The sequence below is a fragment of the Streptomyces sp. NPDC051214 genome, from assembly GCF_040682375.1.
Classification (GTDB): Bacteria; Actinomycetota; Actinomycetes; order Streptomycetales; family Streptomycetaceae; genus Streptomyces.
On sequence record NZ_JBFBAT010000004.1, the window covers coordinates 486,175 to 505,503 of the forward strand.

17 protein-coding genes are annotated in these 19,329 nt (G+C 71.5%); 6 read left to right on the forward strand and 11 right to left on the reverse strand.

Annotation, left to right across the window (positions count from 1 at the left end):
* Positions 1-349: 349 nt before the first annotated feature.
* A complete protein-coding gene (locus tag AB0M70_RS13350; protein WP_365819571.1) occupies positions 350-1,582 on the reverse strand; it encodes a HAMP domain-containing sensor histidine kinase in 1,233 nt (410 codons plus the stop codon).
* 6 nt (positions 1,583-1,588) lie between these two features.
* Complete coding sequence (locus AB0M70_RS13355; protein WP_135331070.1) at positions 1,589-2,242, reverse strand: response regulator transcription factor; 654 nt, start codon at positions 2,240-2,242, stop codon at positions 1,589-1,591.
* Between the two features lie 303 nt (positions 2,243-2,545).
* Between AB0M70_RS13355 and AB0M70_RS13360 the strand changes: the two genes are divergently transcribed.
* The gene (locus AB0M70_RS13360) at positions 2,546-2,719 is read left to right on the forward strand and encodes a hypothetical protein (protein ID WP_351173867.1); all 174 of its coding nucleotides are present in this window, start codon (positions 2,546-2,548) and stop codon (positions 2,717-2,719) included.
* An 86-nt stretch (positions 2,720-2,805) separates the two neighbouring features.
* Here AB0M70_RS13360 and AB0M70_RS13365 read toward each other — a convergent pair whose 3' ends face one another.
* The gene (locus tag AB0M70_RS13365; RefSeq protein WP_365819574.1) at positions 2,806-3,603 is read right to left on the reverse strand and encodes an inositol monophosphatase family protein; all 798 of its coding nucleotides are present in this window, start codon (positions 3,601-3,603) and stop codon (positions 2,806-2,808) included.
* Positions 3,604-3,613: 10 nt separating this feature from the next.
* On the reverse strand, positions 3,614-4,741 hold the full coding sequence (locus AB0M70_RS13370) for a ferrochelatase (protein WP_365819576.1): 1,128 nt from the start codon (positions 4,739-4,741) through the stop codon (positions 3,614-3,616).
* Between the two features lie 151 nt (positions 4,742-4,892).
* On the opposite strand from AB0M70_RS13370, the gene AB0M70_RS13375 reads away from it, so the two are divergent.
* Together AB0M70_RS13375 and AB0M70_RS13380 are read left to right on the forward strand one after the other, a co-directional pair.
* Positions 4,893-6,143 carry an MFS transporter gene (locus AB0M70_RS13375; RefSeq protein WP_365819578.1) on the forward strand — a complete coding sequence of 417 codons (1,251 nt, stop codon included), beginning with the start codon at positions 4,893-4,895 and terminating at the stop codon, positions 6,141-6,143.
* Positions 6,091-7,422 carry a D-arabinono-1,4-lactone oxidase gene (locus tag AB0M70_RS13380; protein ID WP_365819580.1) on the forward strand — a complete coding sequence of 444 codons (1,332 nt, stop codon included), beginning with the start codon at positions 6,091-6,093 and terminating at the stop codon, positions 7,420-7,422. Before AB0M70_RS13375 ends, AB0M70_RS13380 begins: the two co-directional genes overlap by 53 nt.
* 29 nt (positions 7,423-7,451) lie before the next feature.
* Here AB0M70_RS13380 and AB0M70_RS13385 read toward each other — a convergent pair whose 3' ends face one another.
* A complete protein-coding gene (locus AB0M70_RS13385) occupies positions 7,452-8,699 on the reverse strand; it encodes a hypothetical protein (RefSeq protein WP_365819582.1) in 1,248 nt (415 codons plus the stop codon).
* Between the two features lie 462 nt (positions 8,700-9,161).
* On the opposite strand from AB0M70_RS13385, the gene sepH reads away from it, so the two are divergent.
* Positions 9,162-10,259 carry a septation protein SepH gene (gene sepH / locus AB0M70_RS13390; protein ID WP_365819584.1) on the forward strand — a complete coding sequence of 366 codons (1,098 nt, stop codon included), beginning with the start codon at positions 9,162-9,164 and terminating at the stop codon, positions 10,257-10,259.
* Between the two features lie 81 nt (positions 10,260-10,340).
* Here sepH and AB0M70_RS13395 read toward each other — a convergent pair whose 3' ends face one another.
* The gene (locus AB0M70_RS13395; RefSeq protein ID WP_365819586.1) at positions 10,341-11,195 is read right to left on the reverse strand and encodes a sulfurtransferase; all 855 of its coding nucleotides are present in this window, start codon (positions 11,193-11,195) and stop codon (positions 10,341-10,343) included.
* Between the two features lie 321 nt (positions 11,196-11,516).
* On the opposite strand from AB0M70_RS13395, the gene AB0M70_RS13400 reads away from it, so the two are divergent.
* Positions 11,517-12,323: a VOC family protein gene (locus AB0M70_RS13400; protein ID WP_365819588.1), complete on the forward strand. Its 807-nt coding sequence runs from the start codon at positions 11,517-11,519 to the stop codon at positions 12,321-12,323.
* A gap of 1 nt (position 12,324) precedes the next feature.
* On the opposite strand, the gene AB0M70_RS13405 is transcribed toward AB0M70_RS13400, so the two are convergent.
* The 4 genes from AB0M70_RS13405 to AB0M70_RS13420 form a co-directional block, all read right to left on the reverse strand.
* Positions 12,325-12,984 carry a thymidine kinase gene (locus tag AB0M70_RS13405; protein WP_365819590.1) on the reverse strand — a complete coding sequence of 220 codons (660 nt, stop codon included), beginning with the start codon at positions 12,982-12,984 and terminating at the stop codon, positions 12,325-12,327.
* Between the two features lie 68 nt (positions 12,985-13,052).
* Positions 13,053-14,246 carry a nucleotide pyrophosphatase/phosphodiesterase family protein gene (locus AB0M70_RS13410; RefSeq protein WP_365819592.1) on the reverse strand — a complete coding sequence of 398 codons (1,194 nt, stop codon included), beginning with the start codon at positions 14,244-14,246 and terminating at the stop codon, positions 13,053-13,055.
* Positions 14,246-14,842: a DUF5998 family protein gene (locus tag AB0M70_RS13415; RefSeq protein WP_363209944.1), complete on the reverse strand. Its 597-nt coding sequence runs from the start codon at positions 14,840-14,842 to the stop codon at positions 14,246-14,248. Before AB0M70_RS13415 ends, AB0M70_RS13410 begins: the two co-directional genes overlap by 1 nt.
* 42 nt (positions 14,843-14,884) lie before the next feature.
* Positions 14,885-17,860 carry a GNAT family N-acetyltransferase gene (locus AB0M70_RS13420; RefSeq protein WP_365819594.1) on the reverse strand — a complete coding sequence of 992 codons (2,976 nt, stop codon included), beginning with the start codon at positions 17,858-17,860 and terminating at the stop codon, positions 14,885-14,887.
* Between the two features lie 133 nt (positions 17,861-17,993).
* Between AB0M70_RS13420 and AB0M70_RS13425 the strand changes: the two genes are divergently transcribed.
* The gene (locus tag AB0M70_RS13425) at positions 17,994-18,275 is read left to right on the forward strand and encodes an HPr family phosphocarrier protein (RefSeq protein WP_190085156.1); all 282 of its coding nucleotides are present in this window, start codon (positions 17,994-17,996) and stop codon (positions 18,273-18,275) included.
* 154 nt (positions 18,276-18,429) lie between these two features.
* Here the strand turns inward: AB0M70_RS13425 and AB0M70_RS13430 are convergent, their stop codons facing one another.
* The gene (locus AB0M70_RS13430; RefSeq protein WP_365819597.1) at positions 18,430-19,116 is read right to left on the reverse strand and encodes a GntR family transcriptional regulator; all 687 of its coding nucleotides are present in this window, start codon (positions 19,114-19,116) and stop codon (positions 18,430-18,432) included.
* Between the last annotated feature and the right edge of the window lie 213 nt (positions 19,117-19,329).

The window sequence follows — 19,329 nt, forward strand, 5'->3', positions numbered from 1 at the left end:
CTTGTGCCCGACCTGAGGCGGAGATTTTGCCTCACATCAAGGTCTGTTACTCAATCGACACCCAACCGCACCCCTGAAGAGGTGATCGGTTTGGATGGCGATCGGGACCGTACACGGTCCGAATGTCGCACTTCACAGGCGCCACCCCGTGACAGGCGCCACCCCGTGTACTTCCCGTGATCAAGACCCCTGAAAACCCGGATTTTCCCGGCTTTCCAACGACTTTCACGATCACGGAGAGTAGATGGCCGAAAATTCGCCCCTGTGATCGATCGCACAGGAAATCTCTGGGAACAGGTCCCGAAAATTCCGCGCAAAGCGAACATGGCGGCGCGTCTGCGGCAGCATCTCAGAGAGGAAGGGTGACTCGCATCACGAGCCCTCCCCCCTCGCGCGGCTCCGCGATGATACGGCCCCCGTGGGCCCGTGCCACCGACCGGGCGATCGACAGGCCGAGTCCCACGCCCTTGTCGCTGCCCGTGCGCTCGGTCCTGAGCCGCCTGAACGGCTCGAAGAGGTTGTCGATCTCGTACGCGGGCACCACGGGACCCGTGTTCGACACCACGAGGACCGCCTGGCCGTGCTGGGCCTCCGTAGTGACCTCCACCCACCCCTCGTCCGGCACGTTGTACCTGACGGCGTTCTGGACGAGGTTCAGGGCGATCCGCTCCAGGAGGACGCCGTTGCCCTGCACGACGGCCGGGCCGCGCTCCCCGCGGATCTCCACGCCCTTCGCGTCCGCCTCGGCCCGCACCTGGTCGACGGCGCGGTCGGCGACCTCGGCGAGGTCGACCGGCTTGCGCTCCACGATCTGGTTGTCGCTGCGGGCGAGCAGCAGCAGGCCCTCCACGAGCTGTTCGCTGCGTTCGTTGGTCGCCAGGAGCGTCTTGCCGAGCTGCTGGAGCTCCGCGGGCGCCCCCGGGTCGGAGAGGTGCACCTCGAGCAGCGTGCGGTTGATCGCCAGCGGGGTGCGCAGCTCGTGCGACGCGTTGCCGACGAACCGCTGCTGGGCCGTGAAGGCGCGCTCCAGGCGGTCCAGCATCTCGTCGAAGGTGTCCGAGAGCTCCTTCAACTCGTCGTCCGGGCCGTCCAGTTCGATGCGCCGCGACAGGTCCGTGCCGGCCACCCTGCGCGCGGTGCGCGTGATGCGGCCCAGCGGCGACAGGACGCGGCCCGCCATCGCGTATCCGAAGGCGAAGGCGATCACCGCGAGTCCGAGCAGGGCGAGCAGCGAGCGGCTCAGGAGGTTGTCCAGGGCGTGCTGGCGCTGTTCGTTGACGCAGGCGTTCATCGCGTTGTTGAGCTCACCGGCCGACGGCGAGCTCGGGAAGTTGCAGGAGTCGCTGGCCACCTGGCCGGAGACGATCTTGAACGGCAGGTCGCTCCCCACGTTCAGTGCCTGCGCGGCCAGCAGATAGATGATCGAGAGCAGCAGGATGCCCGCGATCAGGAACATGCCGCCGTACAGCAGCGTGAGCCGTATGCGGATCGTGGGGCGCAGCCACGGAAAGGGTGGTTCGGCCTTCCTGGGGTCCCAGGTGGGTTTCGGAGGCGCTGCTGGCGGCGCCGGGGTCGCGGCCACCGGGGATCAGATCCGGTAGCCGGAGCCGGGCACCGTCACGATGACGGCGGGCTCGCCGAGCTTTCGCCGCAGGGTCATGACGGTCACCCGCACCACGTTCGTGAACGGGTCGGTGTTCTCGTCCCAGGCCTTCTCCAGGAGCTGCTCGGCGGAGACGACGGCTCCCTCGCTGCGCAACAGCACTTCGAGGACGGCGAACTCCTTGGGCGCGAGCTGGATCTCCTTGCCGTCGCGGAAGATCTCGCGGCGGTTCGGGTCGAGCTTGATCCCGGCGCGCTCCAGGACGGGCGGCAGCGGCACGCTCGTACGCCGGCCGAGGGCACGCACGCGTGCCGTGAGCTCGCTGAACGCGAAGGGCTTGGGGAGATAGTCGTCGGCGCCGATCTCCAGGCCCTCGACGCGGTCGCTGACGTCGCCCGACGCGGTGAGCATCAGGACGCGGGTCGGCATGCCGAGCTCGACGATCTTGCGGCAGACGTCGTCCCCGTGCACGAGCGGGAGGTCCCGGTCGAGCACCACGACGTCGTAGTCATTGACCCCGATGCGTTCCAGGGCGGCCGCTCCGTCGTACACGACGTCGACGGCCATGGCCTCCCGGCGCAGTCCGGTGGCCACCGCATCGGCGAGCAGCTGCTCGTCCTCGACGACGAGTACGCGCACGGCGCTGTCCTTCCTCTGTGCCCCTGCGGGCAGGTCTGTTCGTGGGGTGTGGCCTCCATCCTGCCCCTTTCGGCCATAAACCGGCTGTAAGGCGGTGTCCTGGCCGGGGAATGCGGGATTTTCTCCGAGGGTTGAGGTTTCCGTGGAACAGAGCGAGGGGAGGACGACCTCACACCCGCGATCACGCTTTGTATGTGGCGCGCCACGAACCGCTTCCTCCAGGGCGGCTTGAGACGTGATCGCCCCTTCTTGAGGGCACACCCCCGTGCCATCGACCCACGACCCAGCCGAGGGGGCGCAACCATGGACGCTTTTACCGCAGGACTGCTGCAGCGCATAAAGGCCACGGAATCCGACCTCACGAAGGCCCGTGAGACGGGCGACGACTTCCTTGCCGAGGTCGAGCAGGCCGAGCTCGAAGATCTCCACCGTCTGGCCGCCGAGCACGGGGTGGAGGTCGGCGTGCTGCACGCCTGATCCATCGCTCGCAGAAGGGCCCCGGCATCCGTGGACGAGATGCCGGGGCCCTTCTGTGTGCTCTTGACGGGTGATCCGCCCGGTGGTCAGTCGTGCCAGGCGCCGAGCTCCTCCAGGCGGCCCTGGAGGTCCTCGAAGAGGCCGGGCGGGGCCGCGATGGTCAGCTCGCCCGTGGGGGGCTCTCCGGGGCGTCCACCGGTCAGGGCGCCCGCTTCCCGCGCGATGAGGTCACCGGCCGCGAAGTCCCAGGGGTTGAGGCCGCGCTCGTAGTACGCGTCCAGGCGGCCGAGCGCGACGTCGCACAGGTCGATGGCCGCCGAGCCGCCCCGGCGGATGTCGCGGACCAGCGGGATCAGCTGCCGGGCCACCTCCGCCTGCCGGACGCGGCGCTCGGCGACGTAACCGAACCCGGTGCCGACGAGGGCCTGGCCGAACGGGGGCGCGGGGCGCGTGCGCGCGGGCCTGTCGTTGACGAAGGCGCCCTCGTGGAGGACGGCCCGGTAGGTCTCCCCGCGCATCGGGGCGTGCACCACGCCGACCAGCGTCTCGCCGTCCTTGCGGGCCGCGATGGACACCGACCAATCGGGGCGCCCGTACAGGTAGTTGACGGTTCCGTCGATCGGGTCGATCACCCACTGGACGCCGCTGCTGCCCTCGGAGCTCGCGCCCTCCTCGCCGAGCACGCCGTCGGCGGGCCTGCGCTCGGCGAAGAAGTCGGTGATCAGCTTCTCGGACGCGATGTCCATCTCGGTGACGACGTCGACCGCGCTGGTCTTGGTGGCGGCCACGCCCAGGTCGTCCGGGCGCCCGTCGCGCAGAAAGGCCCCGGCGCGGTGCGCGGCCTCCAGGGCGACGCCGAGGAGTTCTGCCTTGAGGTCGGTCACGTCGGCGTCCTTACGCGTACGGGCTGTCGGCGCCCGCGGCTGCGGGCTTGGGGGCGCGCGCCGGGCAGCAGCCCACCGGGCACAGGTCGTGGCTCGCGCCGAGCGCGCCCAGGGCGCAGGGCGCGACCTCGCGGCCGCTCTCCGTGGCGGAGCGTTCGAGGACCAGTTCGCGGACCGCGGCGGCGAACCGCGGGTCGGCGCCGACCGTGGCCGAGCGGCGGACCGGAAGGCCAAGCTCCGCGGCCTTCGCCTCGGCCTCGGTGTCGAGGTCGTACAGCACCTCCATGTGGTCCGACACGAAACCGATCGGGACCATCACCACGGCGGGCGCGCCCGCGTCCCGGCGCTCCTCCAGGTGATCGCAGATGTCGGGCTCGAGCCACGGGATGTGCGGGGCGCCGCTGCGTGACTGGTAGACGAGCTCCCAGGGGTGCTCGACGCCGGTCTCCTCGCGCACCGCGTCGGCGATGAGGCGTGCCACGTCCAGGTGCTCCTTGACGTACGCCCCGCCGTCCCCGTGGTCCTCGACGCGGCCGGAGGTGTCGGCGGCCGCGGTCGGGATGGAGTGCGTCGTGAAGGCGAGGTGCGCCCCTTCCCGCACGTCGTCGGGGAGGTCGGCCAGGGACTTCAGGACCCCGTCGATCATGGGGCGGACGAAGCCGGGGTGGTTGAAGTAGTGCCGCAGCTTGTCGACGCGCGGCACCTCCAGGCCCTCGGAGGCGAGCACGGCGAGCGACTCGGCCAGGTTCTCCCGGTACTGGCGGCAGCCCGAGTACGAGGCGTACGCGCTGGTGGCGAGGACGAGCACACGGCGGTGGCCGTCCTGGACGAGCTCGCGCAGGGTGTCGGTCAGATAGGGCGCCCAGTTGCGGTTGCCCCAGTAGACGGGCAGGTCGAGGCCGTGGTCGGCGAAGTCCTTGCGCAGCGCGTCGAGGAGGGCGCGGTTCTGGTCGTTGATCGGGCTGACCCCGCCGAACAGGAAGTAGTGCTGCCCCACTTCCTTGAGCCGCTCCTTGGGGATGCCGCGGCCCCGCGTCACGTTCTCCAGGAACGGGACCACGTCGTCTGGCCCTTCGGGGCCGCCGAACGAGAGCAGCAGCAGGGCGTCATAGGGAGAGGCATCGAGCGCATCGGACATGTATCCGATCCTGCCACCCGCCACTGACAGCCCAAAAATCTTGGTGCGTCCGGCCCTGTCGGAACCGTAAGCTGTATGGGCCATCTTTACGCCTTACCGGGGCTTCTCACGCGTGTGCGGGGCCGCCCCGGCGCCCCCGCGGAGTCCCCACGTGCCCAGCCCCTACCGCGCCATCTTCGCCGCCCCCGGCACCAAGGGGTTCTCGACGGCGGGCTTCCTCGGCCGGATGCCGCTCTCGATGATGGGCATCGGCATCGTGACGATGGTGTCCCAGCTCACCGGGCGGTACGGACTCGCGGGCGCGCTCTCGGCGACCGTGGCGCTCTCCGCCGCCGCGATCGGCCCGCAGATCTCCCGTCTGGTCGACCGGTACGGCCAGCGCCGGGTGCTGCGGCCCGCGACCCTGGCGTCCCTGGTGGCGGTCGCGGGGCTGCTGCTCTGCGCGAAGTACGAGCTGCCGGACTGGTCCCTCTTCGCGTTCGCCGCGCTGGTCGGCTGCGTGCCGAGCGTGGGCTCGATGATCAGGGCGCGCTGGGCGGTGCTGTACCGGGACACCCCGCAGCTGCACACCGCGTACTCCTTCGAGTCCGTGGTGGACGAGATCTGCTTCATCTTCGGGCCGATCATCTCGATCGGCCTCTCCACGGTGTGGTTCCCGGAGGCCGGGCCGCTCCTCGCCGGGGTCTTCCTCGCCGTGGGCGTCTTCTGGCTGACGTCCCAGCGGGCCACCGAGCCCGTGCCGCACGGCCGTGAGCACCACACGAAGGGTTCGGCGCTGCGCTCCGGCGGGCTGCAGGTCCTGGTCGCGACCTTCGTGGCAACCGGTGCGATCTTCGGGTCCATCGACGTGGTGACCGTGGCGTACGCCGAGGACCTCGGCCACAAGGCGATGGCGAGCCTGGCGCTCGCGGTCTACGCCCTCGGCTCCTGTCTGGCCGGAGCGGCCTTCGGGCTCGTGCACTTCAAGGGCGCTCCCGCACCGAGGTGGCTGCTGGGTGTCTGTACGACGGCCGTGAGTATGATCCCGCTTCAATTGGTCGGGAACCTTCCGTTTCTGGCCGTGGCGTTGTTCATCGCGGGCCTCTCCATAGCGCCGACCATGATCACGACGATGGCCCTCGTCGAACAGCACGTACCACGCGCGAAGCTGACCGAGGGCATGACCTGGGTGAGCACCGGACTCGCGGTCGGCGTCGCGCTCGGCTCCTCAGCGGCCGGCTGGGTCATCGACGCGGCCGGATCGGACGCCGGGTACGCGGTCCCCGGAGTTTCCGGGGCCGTCGCGGTGGCGGTCGGATTCCTGGGGTATCGCCGGCTGAGAACGCCGGCTCCGCAACGGGGAGGGACCCATGAGCACGGCAACGGGCACGGGCAGCGGGAAGAGCACAGCACCGTGGCGTAACTGGGCGGGCAACATCACCGCACGCCCGGCCAGGGAGGTCACCCCCGCATCGGTCGACGAACTCTCCGCGGCGCTGCGGGCGGCCAGGGAGGACGGCCTCAGGGTGAAGCCGGTCGGCACCGGCCACTCCTTCACGGCGGCCGCGGCGACCGACGGCCTCCTGATACGCCCCGAACTCCTCACCGGCATCCGGAAGATCGACCGCGAGGCCGGCACCGTCACGGTGGAAGCGGGCACTCCGCTGAAGCGCCTGAACGCGGCGCTCGCCCGCGAGGGCCTGTCGCTCACGAACATGGGCGACATCATGGAGCAGACGGTCTCCGGCGCGACGAGCACCGGCACGCACGGCACGGGCCGTGACTCGGCCTCCATCTCCGCGCAGATCAAGGCACTTGAGCTGATCACCGCGGACGGCACGGTCCTCGTCTGCTCCGAGAAGGAGAACCCCGAGGTCTTCGCGGCGGCCCGCATCGGCCTCGGCGCTCTCGGCGTGATCAGCGCGATCACCTTCGCCGTGGAGCCCGTCTTCTTCCTCACCGCCCGTGAGGAGCCGATGACCTTCGACAAGGTCACCGCCGAGTTCGACGCCCTGCACGCGGAGAACGAGCACTTCGAGTTCTACTGGTTCCCGCACACCGGCAACTGCACCACCAAGCGCAACAACCGCAGCCTGGGTCCCGCCGCCCCGCCCGGCAGAGTCAGCGCCTTCGTAGAGGACGAAATTCTCTCCAACGGCCTCTTCCAGGTGGTCAACACGATCGGCAGGGCCGTCCCCGCGACCATCCCGGGCATCGCCAAGATCTCCAGCAAGGCACTCTCCGCCCGCACCTACACGGACATCCCCTACAAGGTCTTCACAAGCCCGCGCCGCGTGCGCTTCGTGGAGATGGAGTACGCCGTTCCGCGGGCGGCCCTCGTGGAGACGCTGCGGGAACTGAAGACGATGGTGGAGCGCTCGAATCTGCGGATCAGCTTCCCCGTGGAGGTCCGCACGGCGCCCGCGGACGACATCGCGCTCTCCACGGCATCGGGCCGGGAGAGCGCGTACATCGCCGTCCACATGTACCGGGGCACGCCCTACCAGGCGTACTTCACCGCCGCCGAGCGGATCTTCACCGCGCACGAGGGCCGGCCCCACTGGGGCAAGATCCACACCCGTGGCGCCGACTACTTCGCGCAGGCATACCCGCGCTTCGCGGAGTTCACGGCCCTGCGCGACCGCCTCGACCCGGAGCGCATGTTCGGCAACGACTACTTGCGCCGCGTCCTGGGCGACTGAGGGCCGCCGCCGTCCACGGGGAGGGCCGTCTACGGAGTGACGGTCTCTCCCCGCTGTACGTCGCTTCCGCTGTCGGTGCCGTCGCCGCTCGACGGGGACGGCGTCGGAGTCGGGGTGGGGGTCGGCGTCGGGGTCGGGTCCGTCTTCGAGCCGTCGTCCCCGGAGTCCGTGCCGGAGTCGGATCCCTTGTCGGGGTCGTCCTTCGCACCGGAGCCCGAGTCGTTGCCGTTGTCCGGCGTCCGCGAGTTCGTCCCGTCCGGGTCCTGCGACGCGTCGCCGCCCTGCTGCGAACCGTCGTCCGTGCCCGTGGAAGCGCCGTCGGAGGGCTGCCCGGAGGGGTCGGTCGAGGGGGCGGGCTGCTGGTTCGGCGAGCTGTTCCTGCCCGAGAAGCCGTTGCCGATCGTGGTGCCGTGGCCCCCGCTGAAGTCCTCGCCGGAGACGAGCTCGTACGTCGTGATGCCGGCCATGGCGACCCCGAAGACCACCGCGGCCGCGATCAACGGCCGCTTCCAGCTGCGGATCTGTGTGCGGTGCGTGGTGCCGTGGGTGAACTCGTCCGAGGGGAGCGGGGGCGCCGTCGGCTCCTGCGGTGCGGGCGGGGCCGCCTGCCGCAGGACGCGCGTCGCGTCGTCCCGGGGCACGAGTTGTGTGGCGTCGACCGATCCGAGCATCTGCGTCTTCTCGGCGTCGGCGTCGACTCCGGTGCCCGCCAGGGGCAGCAGCGTCGTGCGGTCCGTGTCGGCGTCCACGACCGGCAGCACGTTCGTGCGATCCGCGTCGACGGCGGAGGTGGCGGGAAGCAGAGTCGTGCGGTCCACGTCCGCGTCGCCGGCGGGAGTCGGCACCGAAGCGGCGTCCGGCTCGACCGTGCGCCCCCATGTCGTCGTCACGGGCCCCGCCCCGTGGTGCGCGGCCGCCCCCGTGTACGCGGTCGCTCTGAACGTCTGCGCCACCGGAGCTCCCGAGCCGTTGGTCAGCGGGACCTGACGCGCCCTCGGCTTGGCCTGCACCGTGACGTCACGTATCTGCTCGCCCGTGCGGCTGAAGAAGTGCTGGAAGATCGTGCCGCCGCAGGTCGCGACCGCACTCACCACTCCGGCGCCGAGGATCGTGCCGTAGACGCCGAAGCTCGACGCGAGCTTCGCCGCCACGACCGCCGCCACCGCGCTTCCCGCCACCTGCGGCACACTCAGGTCGAGGCGCCGCTTCTTCTCCGCCGAGTCCGTCGGTTCCGTCCGGTCCTTCGACTCCATGCCGGAATCCGGCTTTTCACGCATCTCCGACCCTTGCCTGCCTTTCTCGACTGTCTGCACGAGAAAGGGACGTATGGGTGAAGTGGATAGTTCCGTTTTTGGAGATTCCGTGAAGTGCGCCACTCGTGCACCACCCTGCCCGGGTATCCCGAGGCGCCAACTCCCGTCCCCCGTGAGAACTTCGGCGGCGCGGCGGACCACCCACATGGCCCGAATGGAGTACTGTTGCGAGCCCTGGGTCCGGTCTCCCACCTGGGTGCCCGGGGCCTTCCAGAACCGCCGGGAGGGGGCTCGCTGCACAGGGTGACCAAAGTGGTCACTGAGAGTTGCGAAGAGGTAACCGTGCCATAACGGCGACCTTGGGCCCATGCCCGACACGCCGGGCAACTCGGCAAGGTTGTGGCAGGCTGCACCCGGGCAGGCCACACTCGACTAGCGGAAGCAGCGACGCACGTGACGTCGGCAGGCACCACCCGGGAGGTCCCCATGCCCGAACTGCGTGTCGTGGCCGTCAGCAACGACGGCACACGGCTGGTGCTGAAGGCTGCGGACAGCACGGAGTACACGCTTCCGATCGACGAGCGACTGCGCGCCGCGGTGCGCGGCGACCGTCCGCGTCTCGGCCAGATCGAGATCGAGGTGGAGAGCCACCTCCGCCCCCGCGACATCCAGGCGCGTATACGTGCCGGTGCCAGCGCGGAGGAAGTCGCCTCGCTCGCCGGAATCCCCGTGGACCGTGTCCGCCGCTTCGAGGGACCCGTGCTCGCCGAGCGCGCCTTCATGGCCGAGCGGGCCCGCAAGACCCCCGTGCGCCGTCCCGGCGAGAACACCGGACCCCAGCTCGGCGAGGCCGTCTCGGAGCGCCTGCTCCTGCGCGGCGCCGACAAGGAAACCGTCCAGTGGGACTCCTGGCGCCGCGACGACGGCACCTGGGAGGTCCTGCTCGTCTACCGCGTCGCGACCGAACCACACTCCGCGAGCTGGACGTACGACCCGCCGCGGCGGCTCGTGCAGGCCGTGGACGACGAGGCGCGCTCGCTGATCGGCGAGACGGACGACATCGCCGCGCCCGAGCCCAGCTTCCCGTTCGTGCCGCGCATCGCACGGCTGCCCCGTGACAGGCCCTCGCTCGACCGGCCGCTCGACCGCGCCCTGGACCGGCAGTTGGAGCGTCCTGCCGTGCCGCTGCCCCCGGAGCCCTCGGAGGAGGGCGCGGCGACCGCAGCGACCGCCGCCGTGTCGGAGTCGGAGCGTGACTCGCTCACCAGCCTCCTGGAGGCGGTGCCGAGCTTCCGCGGCGACATGATCGTGCCGGAGCGCCCCGCGCTCCCGGCGACGGACCTGCCGCCCGCGGAGGAGCCCGAGCAGGACCCGGACGCCGAGGAGCCCCCCGCGGCATCGGCCGGCGCGGGCGCCGCGTACGCGGACGTCCTGATGCCGCGCTCGGTGGCCAGCCACCGCGACCGCCTGACCGGCACCACCGACCGCCAGGCGGAGGCCGACGGCGTCCGTCCCGGGCGACGCGCGGCGGTGCCCAGCTGGGACGAGATCGTCTTCGGCACGCGCCGCAAGAAGCAGGAGTAGCAGGAACAGCAGGGCGTCGTACGTCGTCCGGGGCCCCGCACCGCGCAGGTGCGGGGCCCCGGCCATGCCGCGCGGCTTCGGCTACTGCGGGTCCGGGCCCTTGGCCACCGGGCGGGACTCGTCCGACGACCACTCCGACCACGAGCCGACGTACAGCGACGCCGGGATGCCCGCCACCGCGAGGGCGAGCACCTCGTGGGCGCCGGACACACCTGAGCCGCAGTAGACGCCGACCTCGGAAGTGTCGGACGCGCCCAGCGAGTTGAAACGCTCCGCGAGGTCGGCGGCCGGCCGGAAAGTGCCGTCCGCCGTGACGTTCTCCGTGGTCGGCGCGGACACCGCGCCCGGGATGTGACCGCCGACGCGGTCGATCGGCTCCACGTCACCGCGGTAGCGCTCGGCCGCGCGGGCGTCCAGGAGCAGCCCGGAGCGGGCGAGGGCCGCCGCGGCGTCGGCGTCGAGAAGGTCGGTGGTGTTCGTCTCGGGCGCGAACGACCCCGGGGCCGCCGGGCGCTCGTCCCCCGACTCCAGTCGGCCGCCCCACGCGGCGAGCCCGCCGTCAAGCACCCGCACGGAAGGGTGACCCGTCCAGCGCAACAGCCACCAGGCGCGTGCGGCGGCCCAGCCCTGTCCGCCGTCGTACACGATCACGTCCCGGTCGGCCGAGACGCCGGCCGCCCGCATCACCGCCCCGAAGTGCTCCACGTCCGGCAGGGGATGCCGTCCGCCCGCGCCGGCCCGACCCGCGAGATCGGCGTCCAGGTCCACGAAGACGGCGCCCGGGATGTGCCCCTTCTCGTACTCGGCCCGGCCGTCGAAGGCGGGGGCGCCCGCGGCCTTGGCGATGCTCAGCTGCCAGCGGATGTCCAGGAGCACTGGCGGGTTCTCGCCCGCCAGGTCGCTCGCGAGTTCGGATGCGGAGATGATGGCATTCATGGGCCCCATCCTCGCGCACGGGGTGGCCGCATCGGCCAGGTCCGGCTACCCTGCTCCGCCGTACGACCGACGAACACGCGGCGTACGGGAGCGGGCACACCGTGTACTGCCGAAAGCCACCACAGAGCAACCGCGCGTTTACGGATGAGAAACGGCAAACCGGGCATCCTCTGGGCGGAGCCGGGACAAGCGGCGCGGCCGGGGCGCGGGGCGCCACAGGTGGTGCGAGCATCTGCACGGGCGGGCCAGGGCGCGACAGAGGTACGTGCATGCGAAATGCGGAGCCGAGCGGCCACCTGAAGGGCCGAGGAGAGAGTGACGATGACGGAGGCACGGGGGTCGACGGGCCGGCATGACGGCTCGGGGGCCGTCCGCCGCGCGCCCGGCACACCCACCTGGGTGAGTCTGATGGCGCACGGCCTGGCCACGACCCAGGAGTTCTACGGAGCCTTGTTCGGCTGGGAGTTCCGACCCGGGCCGGAACAGCTCGGGCCCTACGTACGGGCACTGCTCGACGGCCACGAGGTCGCCGGGATCGGGCAGTTGCCGCCCGACCACCATCTGCCGATCGCCTGGACGCCGTACCTGGCCTCGGACGACGTGGACGCGACGGCCGAGGCCGTGCGGCACTGCTGCGGCACGATCGGCGTCGGACCGCTGGACGCGGGCCCGGCCGGGCGGATGGCCATCGCGGTGGACCCCGCGGGCGCGGTGTTCGGGATCTGGCAGGCGGCGGAGCATGTGGGCGCCGCCCTGGGCGGGGAGCCCGGCGCCCCGGCCTGGAACGAACTGGTCACGCAGGAGACGGCGGGCGTCGTCAAGTTCTATCAAGCGGTCTTCGGATATACCGAAGAGGCGGTCGTCTCCGCCGACTTCGACTTCGTCACGCTGCAGGTCGACGGCCGGCCGGTCGCCTCGGTGCACGGCGTCGGACAGGCGCTGCCGCGGGACCGGGGCGCGCACTGGATGACGTACTTCGAGGTCGCCGACGTGGACGAGTCGGTGGAGCGGGTCGTGGAACTCGGCGGCCATGTCATCAGGCCCACGCACGCCGGCGCCCACGGACAGGAGGCCACGGTCGCCGACCCGGAGGGGGCGGTCTTCACGCTCGTGCGCTCGGAGGGCTGACTCAGACGCGGGCGGACGTGTCGACCGGCAGCACGTCGGGCGACAGGGCGCCCGCACGCGAGGTCGCCGCCGTCATCCGGCGCCTGTGGTGACGGCGGCACAGCACCTCGTAACCCACTTCGTCCGCCGCGTGGTTGACGTCGCCGATGACGACCTGGGCGCCTTCGACGACCATCGCGCCGCCTATGGTGCGGGCGTTGTGGGTGGCGCGGGCGCCGCACCAGCACAGCGCCTCGACCTGCAACACCTCGACGCGGTCGGCGAGTTCGACCAGACGCTGCGAGCCGGGGAAGAGCTTGGAGCGGAAGTCCGTGGTGATGCCGAAGGCGAAGACGTCAAGGCCCAGGTCGTCGACGACGCGCGCCAGCTGGTCGATCTGGCCGGGGGCGAGGAACTGCGCCTCGTCCGCGATCACGTAGTCCGCGCGGCCGCCCTGCGAGAGGTGGTCGACGAGATGGGCGTAGAAGTCGAAGTCGTCGGCGGCCTCGATCGCGTCCGTGACGAGACCGAGCCGCGAGGAGAGCTTGCCCTCGCCCGCGCGGTCGTCACGCGTGAAGATCAGCCCCTGCAGGCCCCGGGCCGACCGGTTGTGTTCGATCTGCAGAGCCAGGGTGCTTTTTCCGCAGTCCATCGTTCCGGAGAAGAACACCAGCTCGGGCATGGGGAGTTGAGGCCTTTCGGGACGTACGAGGGGACTGCGGGGGGGCGGCCGGGCATCGGGGGGACCGGTCAGGAGCGTACTTCGATGAGCGGCACGAGCTGCTCGACGGGGGTCATGGAGCCGTGCATGCCGACCAGGGCCGACTCCTTCGGCTCCTTCTCGGAGGCGATGATCGCCACGTCGTCGTGGGCCGCCGCGATGACGTCGCCGATGCGTCCGTACACCCGCTCGTCCACGGCGCCGGGCGGACCGAACCAGCCCGCCGCGATCGCCTCGTCCCGGCTCGCCACCCAGAACTGCTCGCCGAGCACCTCGCGCCAGACGGTCAGGACGTCGTTCTCGGCGCCCGGGACCGCGTACACATGGCGCGCGCGGCCCTCGCCGCCGAGGAGGGCGACTCCGGCGCGCAGCTCCCAGTCCTCGTCGAAGTCGATGCGGGACTGCTCGTCGAAGGGGATGTCGAGCATGCCGTGGTCGGCGGTGACGTACAGGGCGCTGCGGGGCGGGAGCTGTTCGGCGAGGCGCTGGACCAGCCGGTCGACGTACATCAGCTGGCCGCGCCAGGCGTCGGAGTCGACGCCGAAGCGGTGCCCCTTGCCGTCGACCTCCGCGTAGTACGTGTAGACCAGCGAGCGGTCACCCGCGCCCAGTTGCTCGGCCGCGAGGTCCATGCGGTCCTCGCCGGAGAGCCGGCCGCGGAAGCTGCCGCCGCTCAGCGCGATCTTGGTGAGCGGGGTGTTCTCGAACGTGGGGGACGACACCTGGGCGGTGTGCACGCCCGCCGCGTGGGCCTGCTGGAAGACGGTGGGGTACGGCTGCCACGTGCGCGGGTCCGTCCACGGGTTCCAGCGGAGCTGGTTCATCAGCTCGCCGGTGGCGGGGTTGCGCACGGTGTAGCCCGGCAGGCCGTGCGACGCGGGCGGCAGACCCGTGCCGACCGAGGCCAGGGACGTCGCGGTGGTGGCGGGGAAGCCCGAGGTGATCGGGCGCCCCGTGCCGCCGCGGGACGAACTGATGAGCGAGGTCAGGAAGGGTGCCTCGTCCGGGTGGGCGCGCAGCTGCTCCCAGCCGAGGCCGTCGATCAGGAAGACGCAGTTCCGGTCGGCCGGGGCGAGTTCCGGGATGACGGGCGTGAAGCCTTCGACACCTTGGTGGGAGACGAGCGTGGGCAGCAGGTCGGCGAGCGAGCCCACGCCGTACTCGGGCAGGGGCGCGGAGTCGAGGGCGAGCGGCTGCACGTCGTCCCAGGCGGGCAGGGACATCAGCGGGTGGTGTCCGCGGTCGCCTCGGACAGCGCCTGGGCGAAGGCCAGGGTCTGGCGCACGGTGTCCGGGCCGTCGCCCGCCTCGCTGACGCGGAGGCTGAGGTCGTCGGCGGTGGAGCTGCCGGTGTAGCCGTGGTCCGCCTCGCAGTTGGGGTCGCCGCAGGCGGCGGGCTCCAGGTCGATGCGTGAGACGGCGCCCCAGCCGATGGTCAGGACGACCTCGCGGGGCAGCGAGCCCGGGACGTACTTCTCGGGGTTGGCGACGACACGGCTGACGACCACGGACGAGATCCGGCCGATTTTCACGGACTCCGTGGAGGTCGTCGCGTACGGCGTCGGGGATGTGCTGTCCGCGGCCTGCTCGTCGGTGTGGCTGACGATGAAGCGCGTGCCCGTCAGGACGAGGACCGTGACGTGCCGGCGCACTTCGTTCGCGTCGAACGTGGTCTCCTGGTGGACCAGGTAGGACCCGATGGGTTCGCCGCCGATCGCGGCCTCCACCGCCTCGGCCACGAGGGCCGGGTAGTAGCCGCTGCGCTCGATCGCCGCGCGCAGCCCCTGGGTCGTCGTACCGGTCTTTGCCATGCCGTCCATCCTACGACCCGACGGAGGGCCCACGGTGCCCCACTGGCCGCGTCAGTACCCGGGCAGCGCCCGCGGGCCGAGGTCGCCGCGGGCCGGCGGGGGCGCGAGCCGCACGGAGGCGCCGAGCACGGAGAGGCCGCGCTGGGCGACGACCACGGGCTCCAGGGACACGGCGACCACCTCGGGGTGATCGTCCACGAGGCGCGAGACCCGCTGGAGCAGCTCTTCGAGTGCCGGGGTGTCGACCGGCGCGGAGCCTCGCCAGCCGAAGAGGAGCGGGGCGGTCCGGATGGATCTGACCAGGGAACCCGCGTCGCGCTCGGTGACCGGGACGAGGCGGTGCCCGGTGTCGCCGAGCAGCTCGGACGCGGCGCCGGCGAGCCCGAACGAGAGCACCGCTCCGGCCGCCGGGTCGATGACCGCGCGGACGACGGTGTCGACGCCGCGGGGCGCCATCGCCTGCACGACGGGCCGCAGCTCGGCGGGCTTGCCGAAGGCGCGGGTCAATTCGGCGTAGGCCCGGCGCAGTTGTTCCTCGTCCGCCAGGTCGAGCCGGACGCCGCCGAGGTCGGCGCGGTGGCGCAGGTGCGGGGCCGTGGTCTTGAGGGCCACGGGGTAGCCGAGCGCGCGGGCGGCGGCGACGGCCGCGTCCGGGTCGGGCGCGGGCCGCGCGTCCCGTACGTCGATGCCGTACCGCCCGAGCAGGTCGCGGGCGTCGTCCTGGGCGAGGGTGGCGCCGCGCGGGTCGTCCTGCGTGGCGAGCAGCTCGTCGATCCGCCGGGCGGTGCCGCTCTCGTCGATGTCCTCGTACTCGTGGACCTTGCCGGGTTCCTTGGCCTCGCGCCGCCACTGGGCGTACTTCACGGCTTCGGCGAGGGCCCGGACGGCGCGCTCGGCGGCGGGGTAGGCGGGGATTCGGTGCGACTGCGCGGGGCTTGGGCCGGGTTCCAAAGCAGCCGGGGGCTTGCCCGCTGTCTCCGCCGCCGCTGCGGGCGCCTCCGCTGCAGGCGCGCCCTCGTCGGCCGCCGCTGTGGGCAGGCGTTCCGCAGGGCGATTGGGGTCTCCCCTGCTCGAACGAAGTTGAGAGCTTGGGGAAGGGTGGGCACAGCGCTCACCGCCGGGTGCGGAGGAAACCGGGGCCGGGGCGTCAGGCCGGGTCCGGCTGGCGGCAGCCAACGCTTCGGCGAGCCCGCCGAGTTCCACGTGCACCACAGCCACCGGCTTCGCGGGGCACCCGGCGGCAGCCGCCCGCAGCGCGGCGGCAAGCTCCTCCCCCTCGGGCGACCCCGTGGCCCCGTCCTCCCCCACCCAGGGAATGGCGGTGACGATCACGGCGTCGCAGGCATCGTCCGACAGCGCACCGGCAAGCGCCACGCGGAAGTCCGCGGGGGTGGCCCCCATGGTCAGATCCACCGGCGGCAGCGGCCGAAGCCCGTCCGCGACACACGCGTCGTACGTGAGGAGCCCGAGCGACTCGGAGTTCCCGAGGATCGCCACCCGCGGCCCGGAGGGCAACGGCTGCCCCGCGAGCAGCAGCCCCGCGTCCACCATCTCCGTCACGGTGTCGACCCGGATGACCCCCGCCTGGCGGAGCAGCGCCGACACCGTGGCGTACGGAAGCCGCGTGGCCTGCACCGCGTGCCCCGTGGGCGCGATCCCGCTGTGCTTGGCCCCCTGCACCACGACCAGCGGCTTCGCCGTCGCCGCGCGCCGGGCGAGCCGCGTGAACTTGCGCGGGTTGCCGATGGATTCCAGGTACATCAGGGCGACATCGGTGTCCGGGTCCTCGTACCAGTACTGGAGGACGTCGTTGCCGGACACATCCGCGCGGTTGCCCGCGCTCACGAAGGTCGACAGGCCCGCGCCACGCCGGTGCAGGCCGGAGAGGAGCGCGATGCCGATCGCGCCGGACTGCGTGAAGAGGCCGATCCTGCCGCGCTCGGGAGGATGCGGGGCCAGCGACGCGTTGAGCCGCACGTCCGGCGACGTATTGATGACCCCGAAGGCGTTCGGGCCGAGGATGCGCGTGCCGTACGACCGTGCCTGGCGCACCAGTTCGCGCTGCCGCTCCCGCCCTTCGGGACCGCTCTCCGCGTACCCGGCGGAGATCACGACGAGCCCGAGCACCCCACGCTCTCCGCACTCGTCGACGGCCTGCGGCACCCGCTCGGCGGGCACGGTGACCACGGCGAGCTCGACGGTCTCGCCGATGTCCCGCACGGAGCGGTACGCGGGCACCCCGTCGACCTCGGTGCCCTCCCCCGCCTCGAAGTCGAACGCGCTGTTCACCGCGTACAGCCGCCCGGTGAAGCCCGCTTCCCGCAGGTTCCGCAGGACGCTGCGCCCCACGCCGCCCGGCGTGCGCCCCACGCCGATCACCGCGACCGACTTCGGCGTGAGCAGCCGCTGCACCGACCGCGCCTCGGCCCGCTGTTCACGGGCGCGCTGCACGGCGAGCGAGCGGTCGGTGGGTTCCAGGTCGAACTCGAGCCGTACGACGCCGTCCTCGAAGCTGCGCTTCTGCTGGTAGCCCGCATCCGTGAACACCTTGATCATCTTGGTGTTCGCGGGCAGCACCTCGGCGGCGAAGCGCCGGATGCCGCGCTCCCTGGCGACGGCGGCGATGTGTTCGAGGAGGGTGGAGGCCACTCCCCTGCCCTGGTGGGCGTCCTGCACGAGGAAGGCGACCTCGGCCTCGTCGGCGGGCGCGCTCGCGGACATGCCCCGCTCGTCGATGCGGTCGAAGCGGACGGTGGCGATGAACTCGCCGCCCACGGTGGCCGCGAGACCCACCCGGTCCACCTGGTCGTGGTGGGTGAAGCGGTGCACGTCCTTGGCGGACAGGCGGGGGTAGGGCGCGAAGAAGCGGTAGTACTTCGACTCGTCCGAGACCTGTTCGTAGAAGCTGACCAGGCGGTCCGCGTCCTCGGCCGTGATCGGCCTGATCCGGGCGGTGCCTCCGTCACGCAGGACGACGTCGGCTTCCCAGTGGGAGGGGTATGCGTGCCGGTCCGACGGGGTCTGCATGGGCCCAGGGTACGGGTCGCGGGGGCGCCATGGCCGGGGCAGGCTAGGAGACGTCGAACAGCCGGCGGAGCACTCGTGACGGCATGAGACACTGGTCTAGACAAGTGTGAGACACCTGGAAGGGCAGCAACACATGGCTGAGCGCCGCGTCAACGTCGGCTGGGCCGAGGGCCTTCACGCCCGACCCGCCTCCATCTTCGTCCGCGCGGCCACCGCCGCCGGCGTCCCCGTGACGATCGCCAAGGCTGACGGCAACCCCGTGAACGCCGCCTCCATGCTCGCGGTGCTCGGTCTGGGCGCGCAGGGCGGCGAGGAGATCGTGCTGGCCTCCGACGCCGAGGGCGCGGACGCCGCCCTCGACCGTCTGGCGAAGCTGGTCGCGGACGGCCTCGAGGAACTCCCCGAGACCGTCTAGTAAAGACTGGTACTCATACGCCGAAGGGCCTGCCCCCGAAATAGGGGTGGGCCCTTCGGCGTTTTCTCACTGCTATTCGGGCAGTATTCGGGCAGCAGAAATAACGCCCCGCCCAATAGCGCTTCTTTGCACTTCTTTGTATACGGCGCCTCTGTTAAAGCCGCAGACCCGCCGTGTTTACGGAATGTTGCGAATCCCTCACACCGGAGAGATGGCGCACGAAGCGCGGCCGGTGCGCTGAGGTCGTGCGCTCCGTGTGCTGAGCGGTGAGCGCGCGGGCCCGTTCAGCGTCCCCGCGAGCGACCGCGTCGACGATCGCGGCGTACTCCGCCCAGGCCTCGGCGGGAGCGGCCGTCGTCTCGACCACGTACATCCAGGCGATCTTGTGCCGGAGCTGGGTGAGCAGCGCCGTGAGGCCCGGACTGCCGGACGCCTGGGCGAGCGTCTCGTGGAACCAGCCGCTCAGGGAGCGCAGATCCTCGCTCTGGCCGCGCCTGGACCGCTCCTGGCCGAGCCTGACGAGACCGCGCAACACCTTCAGGTGCGCCTCCGTCCGGCGCTGGGCGGCGCGGGCCGCACCCAGGGGCTCCAGGAGCGCGCGTATCTCCAGGAGGTCGGCGGCCTCCTGCTCGGTGGGCTCCGCGACGCACGCGCCCGCGTGCCGGCGCGTGACGACGAAACCCTCCGCCTCCAGGGTGCGCAGGGCTTCGCGCACCGGGACGCGGGAGACTCCGTAGCGGCGCGCGAGCAGTTCCTCGGTGAGCCGGCCGCCCCGTTCGTAGACACCGGAGACGATGTCGTCCCGGATGGCCGTGCATACCGAGTGCGCGGGAATGCGCATGACTGACCTCCGCCTTAATCCCCGCGAAACGCGGTCGATCGACGCCTGTTCTGCGACTCTATTGCAGGGCGGCCGAATTTCCGACGGCAGGCCGAAATCCAGGGATACTTTTGGCCAAAGGAGATACGGGAACGGCGAAAGCCCCGGCTCTCGACGAGCCGGGGCTTTCGGTGAATCAGTGGCGCTTCGTGCATCCGCCGCCGACCGCCGGGA